At 68.0% G+C, this 16174-nt stretch carries 7 protein-coding genes; 3 read left to right on the forward strand and 4 right to left on the reverse strand.

The window, feature by feature from the left end:
- The 4 genes from AC0QU1_RS04440 to AC0QU1_RS04455 form a co-directional block, all read right to left on the reverse strand.
- Positions 1–1155: a DegT/DnrJ/EryC1/StrS family aminotransferase gene (locus tag AC0QU1_RS04440; RefSeq protein ID WP_483574664.1), complete on the reverse strand. Its 1155-nt coding sequence runs from the start codon at positions 1153–1155 to the stop codon at positions 1–3.
- The gene (locus AC0QU1_RS04445; protein WP_483574665.1) at positions 1152–2243 is read right to left on the reverse strand and encodes a dTDP-glucose 4,6-dehydratase; all 1092 of its coding nucleotides are present in this window, start codon (positions 2241–2243) and stop codon (positions 1152–1154) included. The genes AC0QU1_RS04440 and AC0QU1_RS04445 overlap by 4 nt, the downstream gene beginning before the upstream one ends.
- Positions 2240–3331 carry a Gfo/Idh/MocA family protein gene (locus AC0QU1_RS04450; protein ID WP_483574666.1) on the reverse strand — a complete coding sequence of 364 codons (1092 nt, stop codon included), beginning with the start codon at positions 3329–3331 and terminating at the stop codon, positions 2240–2242. Before AC0QU1_RS04450 ends, AC0QU1_RS04445 begins: the two co-directional genes overlap by 4 nt.
- Before the next feature lie 206 nt (positions 3332–3537).
- Positions 3538–4776 carry a glycosyltransferase family 4 protein gene (locus AC0QU1_RS04455; RefSeq protein ID WP_483574668.1) on the reverse strand — a complete coding sequence of 413 codons (1239 nt, stop codon included), beginning with the start codon at positions 4774–4776 and terminating at the stop codon, positions 3538–3540.
- A 553-nt stretch (positions 4777–5329) separates the two neighbouring features.
- Between AC0QU1_RS04455 and AC0QU1_RS04460 the strand changes: the two genes are divergently transcribed.
- The 3 genes from AC0QU1_RS04460 to AC0QU1_RS04470 are packed head-to-tail and all read left to right on the forward strand — an operon-like array spanning position 5330 to position 15827.
- Entirely contained in the window at positions 5330–8653 is a 3324-nt protein-coding gene (locus AC0QU1_RS04460; RefSeq protein ID WP_483616386.1) for a LamG-like jellyroll fold domain-containing protein, read from the forward strand.
- 14 nt (positions 8654–8667) lie between these two features.
- Positions 8668–15264, forward strand: coding sequence for an RHS repeat-associated core domain-containing protein (locus AC0QU1_RS04465; protein ID WP_483574670.1), 6597 nt, complete (start codon positions 8668–8670; stop codon positions 15262–15264).
- Positions 15258–15827 carry a hypothetical protein gene (locus AC0QU1_RS04470; protein WP_483574671.1) on the forward strand — a complete coding sequence of 190 codons (570 nt, stop codon included), beginning with the start codon at positions 15258–15260 and terminating at the stop codon, positions 15825–15827. Before AC0QU1_RS04465 ends, AC0QU1_RS04470 begins: the two co-directional genes overlap by 7 nt.
- The last annotated feature ends 347 nt before the right edge of the window (positions 15828–16174 follow it).

A 16174-nucleotide genomic window follows, 5' to 3' on the forward strand; every position in this document is an offset into this window, starting at 1 on the left:
TCACCGCTCCCCGTAGCCGCGGAGCACGTGGACCACGCGGTCCAGGTCGCCGTCCGTCATCTGGTGGTACAGGGGCAGGATCAGCGTGCTCGCCGTCAGCCGCTCGGTCACGGGCAGCGGCGCGTGGTCCCGGTGGGCGTGCGCGGGCTGCAGGTGCGCGGCCATGATGCCGCGCCGGGCGGAGATCCCCGCCGAGGCGAGCGCGAGGAGCAGCCCCTCCCGGTCCGTGCCGTACGGGGGCAGCACCTCCAGCCACAGCGACTGCACGTTGCTCCGGCCCCAGGCGGGGTCCTCGACGAACCGCAGGCCCGGCACGTCCGACAGCTCCTCGCGGTAGCGGGCGGCGAGCTGCCGCCGTCGGGCGACGATCTCGGGGAGCCGGCCGAGCTGCACCAGGCCGACGGCGGCCTGCAGGTCCGTCATGCGGAAGTTGAACCCGACCTCCCCGTACTCCTCCGGCGGCGACACGAGGGCGACGTGGCGGTCCGCCGCCGAGACGCTCATCGCGTGCTCCCGCAGGCGGCGCGCGCGGGCGGCCCAGTCCGGGCGGCTCGTGGTGAGCATCCCGCCCTCGCCCGTGGTGAGGATCTTGCGGGGGTGGAAGGACCAGGCGGCGATCTCGGCGCCCGCGCCCACCGGGCGGCCCTGGTAGGTCGAGCCGGCGCCGCACGCGGCGTCCTCGATCACCACGATGCCGAGCGGGTCGCACAGCGCGCGAAGCTGCGCGAGGTCGACGGGCACGCCGGCCTGGTCGACGGCGATGACGGCACGGGTGGCCGGCGTGAGGGCCTCGGCCACCGTCTCGACGGTGAGGTTGCCCGTGCCGGCGTCGACGTCGGCGAACACGGGCCGGGCGCCCACGTAGGTGGGCGCGTTGGCCGTCGCGACGAACGAGAAGGAGGGCACGACGACGTCGTCCCCCTCGCCCACGCCCGCCACGACCAGGGCGAGGTGCAGCGCCGTCGTGCAGCTCGACGTCGCCACTGCGGCGCGAGCGCGCATGGCCTCCGCGAACGCGGCCTCGAACGCCGCGACGCGCGGGCCCTGGGCAACCCAGCCGGACTCGACCACCTCGGTGATCGCGGCGACCTCCTCCGCGCCGAGCCACGGCTTCATGACGTCGATGCGGTCCAGGCCCGGTTCGACGGCGGTCATGCGCCCACCTCCGCGGCGGGTGCGGCCGTGGTCGCGGGCGCGCTCGGCGCGGCCGCTGGTGTGCCGTCGGTGGCGGACGGCGCCACCCAGTTGCGGTCCTCGATGCGGCTCAGCATCTCCTCCGGACTCTCCGGGCGGCCGCGGAACCACTCGACGAGGTCGGCGACCCCCTGCTCGAAGGTGGTGCGCGGCGCGAACCCGGTCAGCTCCCGGACCAGGGTGTTGTCCACGAGCAGGCGGCGCACGTCGCCCGGCCGGGCCTCCAGGCGCACGGGGTCGAGATCAGGGCGGCCGACCAGTCGGGCGACGGTGGTCGCGAGGTCGTTGATGGTCACCTCGGCGCCCGAGCCCACGTTGACCGTGCGCCCGACGGCGGCGTCGCACTCCGCGATCTCGGCCAGGGCGCGTGCCGTGTCGGTGACGTGCAGGAAGTCGCGCGTCTGCTCGCCGTCGCCGTAGACGAGGGCGGGCAGGCCGCACAGCGCCCGCACGATGGTGCGGGGCAGCACCTCGCCGCTGTCGCCCTCGAAGTGGCTGCGCGGGCCGTAGGTGTTGAACGGCCGGACCACCACGACGGGCGCGCCGTGGGTGCGGAACGCGGCGCGCGCGTAGGCCTCGCCGGCGAGCTTCGACCCGCCGTAGACCGTCTCGGGCCAGGTCGGGTGCCGCTCGTCCATGGGCGCGTACTGCGCGGTGCCGAACACCTCGCTGGAGCTGACGTGGACGAACCGGCCGACGCCCGCCGCGCGGGCGCGTTCGAGCAGCTCCAGCGTGGCGGTCGCGTTGACCTCGTGGTTCTCGCGCGGGTCGTGCAGGCTGTGCCGCACCCCGAGGCAGGCCAGGTGGAAGACGACGTCGGCCTCGCCGACCAGGCCGAGCGCCGCCTCGCTGCGGATGTCCTCGGCGACGAGCCGGACCCGCGGGTCGTCCTCGTGCTGCGCCAGGTTCGCGCGCCGCCCGTTGACCAGGGAGTCGACGACGGTGACCGATGCGGCGCCCCTGCGCAGCACCAGCTCGTCGACCAGGTGGCTGCCTATGAACCCGGCGCCGCCCGTGACCAGGACGTTCGCCCCGCGCAGCGCGCTCATGCGGCACCACCCGTCGGCCCGCCGCTGAGCTCCAGCGCCGGCAGGGTGCCGGTCTCGACCGGGGACACGCCCCCGCCGACGGCGAGGCTGCGGTCGGCGGCCTCCAGCACGTCGAGCACCCGCAGGCCCGCCATGCCGTCGGTCAGGGGCGGCCGCCCGGCGTGGATGGCGTCGGCGAGCTCGCTCACCATGGCGCCGAGCGCCTCCCGCTCCTCCAGCGCGGGCGACCAGGTGTCGCCGAGGCGGTAGGAGATCGTCGCGGCCCGGCGCTCCAGACTGTCGAGCGCCTGGGTCTCCAGGTCCACGCCGCGGTCGTAGACGCTGATGCGCTGCTGCGGGTTCAGGTCGTCCCACACGAGCGTGCGGCGCGACCCGCCGATGGTCATGCGCCGGATCTTGGTGGGGCTGAGCCAGTTCACGTGCACGCTCGCCACCGCGCCGCCCGGCAGGGGGAGCACCAGGTAGCCGACGCAGGACTTGCCCGCGCCGATCGGGTCGGCGCCGTGCGCGGCCACCGACTGCGGGCGCAGCCCGCCCGGCAGCACGAAGTCGATGATCGACAGGTCGTGCGGCGCCAGGTCCCAGAACACGTCGACGTCGGGCTGCACCAGGCCGAGGTTGATCCGCACCGAGTCGATGTACAGGATGTCGCCCAGCTCGCCGTCCGCCACGAGCTGGCGGATCTTCCGGGCCGCCGGCGTGTAGCAGTAGGTGTGGTCGGTCATCAGCACCAGCCCGCGGGCCCGCGCCTCGGCGACCATCTCCACCGCGGACGCCGCACGGTCGGCGATCGGCTTCTCGACCACCACGTGCTTGCCCGCGCGCAGGGCGGCCATGGCGATCGGGTGGTGCGTGCCGGCGGGGGTGGCGATCGCCACGGCGTCGACGTCGTCCCGGCCGAGCAGCGCGGTGAGCGAGGTCTCGACGTCGGCCCGGCCGTTCGCGTTCGCGACCCGGGCCGCGCGGTCCGCGTCGAGGTCGCACACCGCCGCGAGCTCCCAGCGGTCCGACGTCGCGAAGTTGCGTGCCAGGTTGGGGCCCCAGTAGCCGGCGCCCACCACGGCCGCCCGCAGACGTTTCTGGTCCATGCTGCCTTCTTCCGGTATCAGCTCGGATCGGCCCGGAGAACTTCCTTTTCCTGGCTCCGATCAATGTACGGCCCGGCTCAGCGGTGCACTGGCCGGTGCGTTTCGAAATCACCCGGTGGGCGGCCCTTCTTCACCCACGGGCGGATTTCACCCAGGGGTGAAAGAGCAATGTGCTCGGGCGCGCCTGGAATTCCCGCGCCCGGCATTCATCCGTGCGTCCCGGACAGGACTTCGGCGCGGCCCGTCAGGCCGTCGAACACCCGCACGTAGGTCTCGGCCTGCCGGCGCCAGGACAGCTCGCCCACGATCCGGGCGCGCCCGGTCCGGCCCATCTCGCGGGCCCGGTCGGGGTCGTCGAGGATCTCGAGGATCGCGTCGCCCAGCGCCGCCGGGTCCTCGCCCGCGACGTAGAGCGCGGCCTCGCCGGCGCTGCGCCGGGTCTCGGTCAGGTCGGTCGCCACGACGGGCAGCTCGTGCGCCATGTACTCCAGCGTCTTGTTCATGGTGGAGCGGTCGTTGAACTCGTTGGGCGGATCGGGCGTGACCCCCAGGTCGGCGCTGGACAGCCACCGGCCGATCGCCGTGTGGTCCACCCGCCCGGTGAAGTGCACCCAGGGGTCCAGCCCGCGCCGCGTGCACTCCGCGCGCAGGTCCGCCAGCGCGTCCCCGAACCCGAGCAGCGCGAAGCGCACGTCGGTGCGCCCGCGGTCCTGCACCACGTGGTCGGCGGCCGCGAGCAGCCGGTCGACGCCGTCCTGCGTGCCCATGATCCCGACGTAGCACACCAGGTGCTGCGCCACGCCGTGCTCGCCCAGGTCACGGGCCCCCGGCTCCGGTTCGCCGCGGCGCATGAGGTCGCCGTCGGGCGTGCTCAGCACCACAGAGCTGCGGCTCGGGTCGACATTCCCGCGCTCCAGCGCGATCTGCCGGTACGAGCCGTTCGTGGAGATCACGTGGTCCGCGCTCCGGTAGGTCGCGCGCTCCAGCGCCAGCAGCGCCCGGTACAGCAGGCCCTGCTTGCCGAACTTCGCGACGTACACCTCCGGGCACAGGTCGTGCTGGTCGTAGACGAAGCGCACCCGGCGCCGCAGCCGCCACAGGAGCGCGAGCAGCCAGTACGTGTCCGGCGGGTTGCACGCCTGGATCACCTGGAACGGCGCGTCACGGTGCACGCGTCCCGACGCGCGGGCAGTGCGCCACCAGCAGACCACGAACTCGCGCACGTAGCCCACGAGCCCGCGCGCCTCCGGCGGGGGCGGGTAGGAGTGCACGGTCACCTCGTCGACCTGGAACCGGGCGGGCTCGTCCGGGTTCTCCTGCGGGCAGATCACGCTCACCCGGTACCCGGCGTCGGTCAGGGCGCGGCACTCGGACCGCACCCTGCGGTCGATCCGGAACGGCAGGTTCTGGATGATCACCAGAACGTGTGGCGCTGCGGAATGCATGGGAGAAAGTGTTGTCGCATCGCCGCCCGGCAGAAAGCCGTTGAGGGGGTGAACACGGGATTCACCCGGGGTGTTCTCCTGGGGGTGCGGGTCGAAAGATCACCCGAATCTCACCCGGTTTCGTGGTGGCATTTCTCGGCCTTCTCTGGGTGCGCACAAGGCGCCCCGCGCAACGGAGTCAGGTATTTCGGCGGTCCTTCATGGCGGCTCGTAGGCTCACCTTGCTGATCGGGTGCATCTCCCGCCAAAACACAGGTGTGATCTGCGTCACACGCGAGCCGCGCTTCGACAGGGTGAACGTCCCCTGAGCGGATTCGATTCATCCGCTGAAAGGCTGCTGACGAGATCCGTTCTCTAGATGGTGCTCGGGGCAACGTGCGCTGACCTGACCGACTTGAACGTTTGTCCATGTTGACCGGTTCATTGCGTTCAGTGAGGCTTCCGGCTGGAAAGTCCGACCTTGAGGGTGCCGTCTTTGTCATCTGGATGCTCGGACTGGTTCGTCGATTGCAGTCCGGTCGGAGGCCCCGTGGTGAACGCTCGTACTCGAGCTATGAGTCCTGGTTGGCGTGGCTTAGGGCTGGCGACGCGGTCGCGCCGCGTGGCCGGCGGGGTCCTGGCCCTGATCATGGCGGGGTCGATCGCAGGGCCTGTGTCACCACCGGCGGTGGCTGGTGACGTGCTGGACTGCTCGACGGCCTCGGCCTTGACAGAGGCGGCTGCGCGAGATGTCGCGCTGGCCTGTGGCACGGAAGTGGTCGTCGAGTCGCTGACGGACCCTTGGTCGACCACGACGATCTTGCCTGACGGGTACGCAAAGCTGTCGGCCAGCGTCGATGCCGTCCGTGCTCCTGATCCGGCCGACGCGGACGGGGATGGCACCCCGTGGCAGCCGGTGGACGCCACGCTGCGCGGTGCTCCCGCGAACGGGCGGATCGAGATGATTGCCCCGGCAGCCGATCTGACGTTCTCGGCCGGCGACATCAGTGGTTCGGGCTCGGGCGGCCCGCTTGCTTCCCTGACCACGGCGGAGGGTCACACGGTCACCGTGGACGTGCCGTTCGACTTGCCCGTCCCAGTCGTGGATGTGGCTGCGGGGCAGGTGGTCTACCCGTTGGCTCCCGGTGTGGACGTGATCGTGACTCCGAACTCGGACGGGACGTCGTTCTCGGAAGTGATCCGCGCAGAGTCGGCTGATGCACTCGGCGCGGTGCCGGAGCTGGACGGGTTGACGGGCGATGGTCTGGTCTTCCCGGTGACTTTGTCCGACGGCCTGGCGGTACGTCCCACTGCGGTGGGCGGGTTCGAGGTGACGGAAACCGCGACGGCGCGGGTGGTCGCGGAGCTGCCGGCCGCGCGAGCCTGGGATTCGGCGGCGGACGCGGTGCTGGCGCCTGCCCCGGAGGCGGCCCTGTCCGACGTGTCGACGGAGCTCGCGCCGTCGGCCGCAGCGGCCGGTTCGGAGGTGCTGGTGGCACCGGACGGTGAGCTGATCGGTGCGGATGGTGTGGACGAGCGGCGGGCCGAGGCGCCGGTTGCCGGGGATGCCGTGGAGTCGCTGAACGCCGAGCTCCTCACCGGCATCCAGGTCCCGTCGGGTGCTGACGCTGGGGTTTCCGTCCGCCTGGATCCGGACGCACTGGCGGGGATGGCCGGCGCCATCCACGTTGACCCGACCACGGGCACGAGGAATCCGGGCGGCAAGGCGGTGATCCAGTCCGCGTACCCGTCGAGCGTGCACTACAACGACGCGACCAGCTTCCCGATCGGTGCATGCACCGCGACCATCGGCTGCCCAACGACGAACGTCATCCGGTCCGCCTTCCAGTGGACCGGGATGACCACGATCGCGAGCCTGAAAGGCTCGGATATTCGCGAGGCGACGTTCAGAATCTTTGGCAGCCACACCTATGCATGCTCTAGTCGTGTGACTCAGCTCTACCGGACGGCTGCGATCTCCAGTTCAACGACGTGGAACAACTTCACGACGTCGGGCAAGTGGCAGTCGTTGGTTGCGGAGAAGGACATCCATCACAAGCCCGCGTGCAACAACGACCGGGACATCGAGTGGAACATCGGGACAGTTGCGAGATGGGCCGCTGACAACAACTCCGCTCGAATCACCCTGGGCCTCAAGGGCACGTCCACCTCGGACGTCTACACGTGGAAACGGTACGAGAACCCCCGTCTTGAGATCATCTACAACCGGGCGCCGAAGCCTCCGATCGCGAAGGAGATGAAGCTGCTGTACGAGGCGCAGCTGCCAGAGGCGTGCTCGACGTCGGCGGGCAGCGCCCCGTCGTTCCCGAACACGTCGGGGATCGTGATGCGGGGTATTGCCCGGGACGTGGACTCGACGCAGGTGCGGGTGAAGTTCAGGGTCGTGACAGCCGGGGGCACCGAGGTGTTCTACACGGAGAACTGGTCGGCGACCCAGGCGCCGCCGGCAACCTTCGAGCGCTCGATCCCGTCGACAGCGTTGTCCGGGGGCGGCATATTCCGGTGGCAGATGGCCGTGCAGGATCTCCTGGACGGCTCCGGGGACCGGAACACCACCTGGGATCAGTCGCCGAGCTGCTACTTCAAGGTCGATCTCACCAATCCCGGCACACCAACCATCTCCTCGAGCCAGTACCCGGACGGCGAGATCTCCGGTGGAGTGGGTGTGAACGGCTCGTTCACCCTGGACTCGCCCTCCTCGGACGTCGTGACCTACAAGTACTCGATGAACTCCGACGGGCTGGGGTCGTCGAAGGCTCCGTCGTCCCCAGGTGGTCCCGTAACGGTGGAGTTCGCGATGAACCGGCCGGGGTCCCATCTGTTGTACGCGGAGGCAGTCGATGACTCGGGGCGCACGTCTAGCACGCGCACATACCGGTTCACCGTGGACTTCCCGACCACGGCCGGGTACTGGCACATGGACCAGTTCACCCCGATCTCCGGGGCGACCGATCTGAACACACCGGACGCTGGGGCATTGGGGCATACATTGCGGCTCTCGGGCGGAGTAGGTCGCACGCCCGGACCGTTCGCACTGAACTTGAGACGCCCCGGGGACACCGCTTTGGTCTTCGACGGAGGCACATCGGACACCGCATTCACAGCCGGCCCGGTCGTGAACACGTTCGGCTGTGCCTCGGATACGACCGGCCCCGCAGGAGTGCCAGACGGCAAGACCGAGGACCAGGGCCTGAAGGCGAACGCGTGCACGACCCGAACGGGTAGTGGGGACTACGGCGCGGGGTTCACGGTCTCGGCGTTCGTGCGGGCTGACGAGGCCGGGTCGGTGAACAAGGTCGCGGTTTCCCAGGACGCGGTGGTTCAGGCGGGGTTCAACCTGGGCAAGCTCGCCGGCGATTTCTGTCCCGCTAACCCGGCGACCGGGGTCAAGCCGGTGACGTGCTGGGCGTTCTGGACCTATGACGAGGACGGCGGTGGGTCGGCGAACCTGAAGGCGACTTCGACCCGCGCGATCACCACCGGCGAGTGGGTGCACCTGGCCGGCGTGTACAACGCGTCCGCGGGCGAGCTGAGCCTGTCGGTGTGCCCCGTGCCGGTCGATCCCGATGGACGCGACCCTGAGGGCACGGGGATCCCGGTGGTCGACCCGGACGTGGGAACGGTCGACTACGCGGGCACGTCCTGGTCAGGCAATGGTGCGGTGCAGGTCGGGCGGTCCAAGTTCAACGAGGCGGCGACCTACAACTGGCGCGGCGCGATCGACGAGGTTCGTCTGTACAACGCGCCGCTCGGCAACGGGCAGATCACCGCGATCTGCACTGGTGACATGACCGGTGGGGCAGAGCTGGAAGACGGCGACGGCGATGGTGCGGTCGTGGGCAACCCGGGGGATATCCCGCCCGGTGGCGGCGAGTGAGAGGGCTGACGACCATGACAACCAAGATCACGTCTACCCGCATGCCCTCGACAGGAACGCGCAGGGCATTGACCACGATGATCTCCGGGATCGCCGCGGTCTGCGTCATCTTCTCGACCACCGCCGGACCGGCAGCGGCGGCTGTGCTGCCTTCCCTCGCCGAACGGGCGACCTGGAGCCTCGAAGAGCGCCAGGAGCACGGCGAGGACTTGTGGGGTAAGGACGCGGTCGAGGGTGCGGAACCCTTGACCGCGCACGAGAAGAAGACGATCCCGGTCAAAGCTCCGCCGGAGATAGTCAAGGGCGGCCCGACTAATGACGCCGCCGATACCGGCAACGACGATGACGCAGGCGTGCCGCTGGCGAGCCTTGCACCGGGTGCGGTGTCTCTCGAGCCCGGCGTCGGCAAGCCCGCGCGTGGCAAGGCCGGTGACCTGCCGGTCACGGTGGAGCACCCCAGGGCGCCTGGCAAGGACGCCGAGACAGCGGCCGACACTTCCGCACCGGTGCGGGTCCGCGCACTGGGCGCGGCCGCAGTTGAGCGGGCGGGCTTCACCGGCGCCCTGCTGACCGTCACGAACGACGCGGCCGGGCGGGCGGACGCCAAGACGGGCTCGTCCGTCGTGGATCTAGCCGTGGACCTCAGCGGTCTGGATGTCTCTCCGGACTGGGTCTCGCGCGCACGGCTGGTGCAGATGCCGGCGTGTGTGCTGACCACGCCCGACGTGAGGGGTTGCAGGGACCAGACCGAGCTGCGTCCCGCAGACGGCTCCCTGTCATCCGACAGCACGTCGGGCCGAGCGGTCGCGGCCCGGGTCAAGTTGCCTGAAGCTAGCCCGGCCATCACCGATGCGGCCGGGCGACAGGTTGGAGGCGCCGAGCCGATGGTGCTCGCGCTGGCCGCAGGCGTCTCTGGCGATCAGGGCGACTGGTCGGCCACATCGCTGGACCCCTCGGCGTCGTGGGGCGTGACCGGAAACACGGGGTCGTTCACCTGGTCCTATCCGATGCGTACCCCGCCGGCACCCGGTGGCCTAGCCCCCGAGGTCGCGCTGAACTACGACTCCGGCAGCCTCGACGGCAAGGTCGCCTCGACCAACTCCCAGGCTGGCGAGATCGGCGATGGCTGGTCGTTGTCGACCGGTGGATACATCGAACGCTCCTACGTTCCGTGCGCGCAGGACACCGCCGGCAGCGCGAACAACGCAAGCCACAAGACTGGCGACCTGTGCTGGAAGTCGGACAACGCCAGCCTCGTGCTCGGTGGTAAGGCCGGCGAGCTGATCAAGGATGGCAGCTCGGACACGTTCCGCCTGGCCGCGGACGACAACACCAAGGTGCAGCGGTTCCGCGGGGACGACGCGAGCACGCCAGGCTGGAACGCCGACAACGACAAGGAGTGGTGGAAGGTCACCACTTCCGACGGGACGCAGTACTTCTTCGGGCGGGCTCAGACTGCAGCCGACGGGGTGTCTACATTTTCGACCAGCACAGTGCGGGTGTACGGCAATCATCCCGGCGAACCGTGCTACAACAGCAGCGCATTCTCGTCGTCGGCGTGCGTGCAGGCATGGCGGTGGAACCTGGAGTATGTGCTGGACACCTCCGGCAACACGATGACGTACACGTACAACCGGGAGTTCAACTCGTACGGGCACAACAACGGCGGCGGAGTGTCCGACTACGAACGCGGCTCGACCATCAATCAGATCTTGTACGGGTCCCGTCAGGGTTCGGAGGCCACCGCACCGGCCCGAGTCGTGTTCTCGAAGGTCGAGCGCTGCCTGGTCACGACGGACTTCGATTGCGCCACGAGCAAGATGGAGGCCAACCCGGGCAGGTGGCCCGATGTGCCCACCGACCTGGTCTGCGCTACGAGCGCCACCGAGTGCCCGAACCTCTACTCTCCGTCGTTCTTCTCCACCAGGCGTGTTACCGCGGTTACTACGCAGATCAAGACCGGTACCACGTGGGAGGACGTGGACAAGTGGACGCTCGCGCATTCGTTCCCCGATCCCGGTGGTGAGACTGGCAAGCAGCTCTGGCTGGAGTCGATCGAGCACGACGGACTCGCGGCAGATGCCGCGGCAGATGACGTGACGGACCTGCCGCTGGTCACGTTCACTTGGGCGGGCGCGCCGAACCGGGTCGACACCCAGACCGACGGGCGGCCGTCAATGCACCGGTTCCGTGTCTCCCAGATCCAGTCGGAGTCCGGCGGAGCGATCAGCGTCACTTACTCCGCCCCGGACTGCACGGCTAACTCGAAGCCGACCAACCCGTGGACAAACACTCGCCTCTGCATGCCGGTGTACTGGACCCCGGCGGGGGCCGACACTCCGGTGCTGGAGTATTTTCACAAGTACGTCGTGACCGCGACCCTCGAGAACGCGCGGATTCCTGGTTCCCGTAACGTCGAGACGTACTACACGTACGAGGGCGACCCGGCATGGCATTACGACGACAACGAGCTGGTGCGACCGAAGCAGCGCACCTGGGGCCAGTGGCGTGGATACGAGATCGTCGAGACGAAGAAGGGTGAGACCGGTATCTCCGATCACCCGCAACTACGCACTCGCGTCCAGTACTTCCGAGGAATGCATGGCGACCGCCTCAACGCCGACGGAGGAACCACCAGCGTCCAGGTGGACGGGATCAACGACCTGGACCAGTACGCCGGCATGGAACACCAGAACATCACCTACAACGGTGCCAGCGAGGTCGAGCGGATCAAGTCGACGCCCTGGCGGTCGACCGCCAGGGCAACCGACTCGCGCGGCAAGTCGGCGTATCACACGGGCGTGCAGAAGACCGAGACGATCACGGCGGCGCCCGACCTGGCGGCCGGCACCCGGACCGTCGTGACGGAGACGGAACTCGACGACACCTACGGCCTGCCGGAGAAGGTCCTCGAGCGTGGCGACACGGCAAAGACCGGCGACGAGACCTGCACAAGCACTACCTACGTGCGCAACCCGGGCAAGAACATCCTCGAGACCGTGCGACGTTCTCACACCGTCGCCGGGGTTCAGTGCGACCCGAACCCGGTTGTCCCTGAGGACGTGATCGCGGACAAGCGGTACGGCTACGACGGCGAGGACGTTGGGGTCCTACCGACAAAGGGCCTTGTCACCAAGACCCAGGAGGTCAAGGCGTACAACTCTGGGAGTCCGTCGTACGTGGACGTCGAGCGCACGACGCACGACAGCTACGGCCGTGTGCTCACGAGCACCGACGCGTTGGGACGCACGACGACCACCAGTTACACGCCGACCGAGGGCCTACAGACCGGCACGACAGTAAAGTCGCCGGATCCAGACGGAACCGGGCCTCTGACTCAGCACACCACGATTACGGAGCTGGACCCTGCGTTCGGTGTCCCGCTCAAGGTCACCGACCCGAACGGGAACATCACCAGCGGCAAGTACGACGGGCTGGGTCGCCTGGTCGCGGTATGGGAGCCTGGGCGCGTGCAGGGTACTCACACGGCGAACACGACGTTCGCGTACACGGTGCGGGACACCGGTGTGAATGCCGTGACCACCAAGACGCTCAACCACGACGCGAGTGCTTACCTGACGTCGACGACGATCCTGGACGGCCTGCTGCGGGATCGTCAGACGCAGTCGCCATCGGCGGACCGCGACAACCCCGGCCGCGTCGTGACGGACACCCTGTACGACACGCGGGGCCTGCCTCACATCACCTACGACAAGTGGTTCGGCACCGGTGCTCCTGCAACGACCGTTGCCTACCCCACGACCGGTACCGGAGACGACCAGTTCAAGTTCGTCGTGCCGTCCTCGACCGTCACCCAGTTCGACGGCGCCGGCCGGGCCGTTGCAGAGATCGAACGCTCCGGTGCCGACGAACGCTGGCGCACCACGACCACCTACCGGGGCGACCGAACCCTGGTGAACCCGCCCACCGGCGGAACTCCGACTATGGAGATCACCGACGCACGCGGAAACGTGGTCGAACTGCACCAGTACCTCGGTGGGAGCCCGTCCGGGACGTCGCAGGTGACCCGGTACACGTACAACGCCGCCAACCGGCTCACGAAGGTGACCGATGCTGCCACCCCGGCGGCGAACTCCTGGTCGTACAAGTACGACCTGCGCGGCCGGCAGATCGAGTCCTCGGACCCGGACAAGGGCACGTCGTTCACCACGTACGACGACGCCGGACAAGTCACCTCGACCACCGACGCGCGGGGCGAGAAGCTGGTCAACATCTACGACGCGCTGGGCCGGAAGATCGAGACCCGGGACGACACCACGACGGGAGCGCTCCGTTCTTCCTGGGCATACGACACGCTCGAAAAGGGGCAACTGACCTCCAGCACGAGGCACTCCGGCGGAGTGGTGCTGACCACCTCTGTGACAGGGTACGACCACCACTACAGGCCGCTGGGCCAGACGGTTACTGTGCCCACAAACACCGCCCTGCCGTCAGGGCTGACTGGCTCGTACACGACCGAATACACCTACACGGCGACCGGTCTGCCCAAGACGACCTACCTGCAGCGCGCGGGGAACCTGCTTGGGGAGACCGTCACCACCACCTACGACTCGGCGAACCAGCCGTACCAGATGATCGGCGGCGCCGACGGCGCGTACGTCGTCGACTCGGAGTACTCCGAGTACGGAGACCTGCTGTTCGCTGACCTCGGCGGAAACTGGTCCGTGGGAGCGCGGTGGACGTACGACATCAATACCCGTCGTCTCACCGAGCAGTCCGTGACCCGCGAGGGCGCCGACGGGGACGATCTGGTGGCGCGCTATGTCTACGACGATGCGGGCAACGTGCTGGGTATCAAGAACAACCCCACCGCGACAGGCGTGAGCCCGGACCGGCAGTGCTTCAGCTATGACGGGTTGCGGCGCCTGACCGAGGCTTGGACCCCGGGCAACGGGGACTGTGCCGCCAGCAACCGGACTGTGGCCGGGCTGGGTGGGGCGGATCCGTACTGGACGTCATACACCTATGACGCCGTGGGCAACCGCAAGTCCGTGACCCAGCACGCGTCGACCGCGAACGGCGGGGACAAGACCAGCACGTACGCGTATCCGGCTGCGGGTGGTGCGGCGGGCAGTAAGCCGCACGCCGTCACAGGTGTGACCACGAAGAACAGTTCGGGTGCGACCACGGGCACCTCCTCGTTCTCCTACGACCAGGCGGGGAACATGACCGGTCGTACTTTGGCCGGCCAAAGTGCGCAGACCCTGGTCTGGGACGCCGAGGGCGAGCTGACCTCGGTGGCGCAGGACGGTAACGGGGACGGTGACACCGCCGACGCGGCCGAGACGGACAAGTACCTGTATTCGGCTGACGGGGAGCGTCTGGTCCGGAGCCAGGACGGTGCCTCGACTCTGTACCTGCCGGGTGGGATGGAGTTGACCGCGTACGACGACGGCCGGGCGTCCACCGCGAATCGCTACTACATGTTTAACGGGAAGACGATCACGACCCGAGCGGCGGTTGGGGCTACCGGACAGACGACGGTCATCCCGGACCACCACGGCACCCCGATGCTGCAAGTTGACCAGTCTGCCAACCGGGTCACTCGCCAGTACACCGACCCGTTCGGAGCCACCCGTGGCGCGGTGCTGGGTGACGCTGATGCGGACGGGCGGCTGGACGGCACCAACCCGGTCTGGGTCGGGGACCACGGATATCTCGACAAGCCCGAGGACAGTACCGGGTTCACCGCGATCGGGGCACGGATGTACGACCCTGTGCTGGGAAGGTTCATCAGCGTGGACCCGGTGATGGACCTGACCGACCCACAACAATGGAACGCGTACTCGTATGCGAACAACATGCCGGTCACGCTGTCGGACCCGACTGGCAAGAATCCCTATGCGCACGACGGTTATATGAGCAATCCGAGGCCGCAGGCGCAGGAGGCATTGCCGAAGGATCCCAAGACCAAATCTGGGGCCGGCGTCGCCCGTCAGGCGCCGACGGCCGGGCAGCCAGGGACTTACGTGCCACCACCCGCCACCTCCACTAGCTATGGCGGCGGATATTACTCGGCGGGAAGTGGTGCCGGAGGAAGCTCCGGTGGCGGCACCGGCGACAGTACCACCCGAAAGCCCGTGGTGAAAGAACCACTGGATCTGAAAGCTAAGTCGAAGAGTAACAATCCGCTCGACAATAGCGCTCACTGGCAGCAGTGGAAACGTTATGGCGAGGCGACCGCGGACGGGGCGCAGAAGGCTGGCGATTGGATCGCGGGTAAGGCGAACATGGTTTGGGAGTGGTCTCTTGACCATAAGCACGAACTGGCGAACTGGGCTGTCTTTGGGCTTGGAGTAGCTGCTGGTGTGACGTGCGTCTTGACGGCTGGTACTGCGTGCGTGGTCATGGGACTCCTTGCGATCGGGGCTGGGGCGGCCAACAATGCGTGGAATGGGATGCCGGCTGAGCAAGTTGTGGGCCTCGCCATATTCCAAACGGTTACACTGGGCTGGGGGGCAGGCATCGGCCAGGGGTTGACCTCGGCGGGTGCGTCCGCAGGGCTCGGGACAGTAGCCGGCCTCGTTACAGGACTGCCGGGCGCAGTCTGCCTGGGTACGGTGAGCAAGGTCGGATCGACAAGATGCTGAAGGTGCGAATGGAATCTGGCTTCTCGCTCGCTGGGAGTGGCGCCAAGGAACTTGCGCGGTTTGATGCCGGAGGCGTGAGGCATGCTGTCACGATCTTCAGATGGGTGATAGTTCTAGTCGCGTTTCTTTGCGGCCTCGGGGGGTTCTGGGTCGGGGTATGGATCTTTGTGATCCTGAATCTTGCGCTGATGGTCGCCGTTCGAAGCTTGATTGTCGCATATTCGACCGGCGTATATGTGCGCGACTTGGTCGGCGAGCGCTGGTATCCGTGGCGCACGATCGAACGATTCGAGGCGCTGGCCTTCGTGCGAATTATCGACGTGAATGGCGATGCTCATGATTGTTGGGCAGTGCAGCGTGCAAATATTTCACGGGCACTCGGTCGGGTGTCGCGAGTTGATCGCGCGGCTCAGATCCTCGAGGGGATCCTAGCCGATCAGAGAGAGCACAGTGGGCCGGGGGATGTGGTGCGAAATGTTGCGTGGTTGAGTGTTTGGGAATGGGCTCAGGCTTTGTTGCTCGTGCCTGGAGGCGCGCTTATCGGTGCTTGGATATCTGCATGAGGAACGTAATTGCGTGTGCCGTCGCGGCGGTGGGCTTGACCCTATTTGGTGGTTCGTTTCCTGTCGCGCTTGGAGTAGCATGGGCTCTGCCGCTGCTCGCTGGCGCGATGATGGCTCGTATCAGCCGTCAGGAGCACGAGGCCGAAGCTTCAAGAGACGTCGAACGACAGAAGTCGCGGCGGTTGTCTGCCCTCGCGGTCCTGCTCTATTGCCTGACTGCCGTCGCGTTGACGGTAGGCGTTGGTGTTGTGTGGTGGATTGAGCATGGCATGGCGGACCTCATGTACCCCCGCACGGCTGGGATCATTCTGGCGTACTCGATAGTCGTCATTTTGCTAGGTAGGGCG

The sequence above is a fragment of the Promicromonospora noduliphila genome (genome assembly GCF_056951025.1).

Excerpts from the sequence above, each read along its gene's own strand:
- AC0QU1_RS04440 (WP_483574664.1), bottom strand. The coding sequence starts at position 1,155 with ATGACCGCCGTCGAACCGGGCCTGGACCGCATCGACGTCATGAAGCCG.
- AC0QU1_RS04445 (WP_483574665.1), bottom strand. The coding sequence starts at position 2,243 with ATGAGCGCGCTGCGCGGGGCGAACGTCCTGGTCACGGGCGGCGCCGGG.
- AC0QU1_RS04450 (WP_483574666.1), bottom strand. The coding sequence starts at position 3,331 with ATGGACCAGAAACGTCTGCGGGCGGCCGTGGTGGGCGCCGGCTACTGG.
- AC0QU1_RS04455 (WP_483574668.1), bottom strand. The coding sequence starts at position 4,776 with ATGCATTCCGCAGCGCCACACGTTCTGGTGATCATCCAGAACCTGCCG.
- AC0QU1_RS04460 (WP_483616386.1), top strand. The coding sequence starts at position 5,330 with ATGAGTCCTGGTTGGCGTGGCTTAGGGCTGGCGACGCGGTCGCGCCGC.
- AC0QU1_RS04465 (WP_483574670.1), top strand. The coding sequence starts at position 8,668 with ATGACAACCAAGATCACGTCTACCCGCATGCCCTCGACAGGAACGCGC.
- AC0QU1_RS04470 (WP_483574671.1), top strand. The coding sequence starts at position 15,258 with ATGCTGAAGGTGCGAATGGAATCTGGCTTCTCGCTCGCTGGGAGTGGC.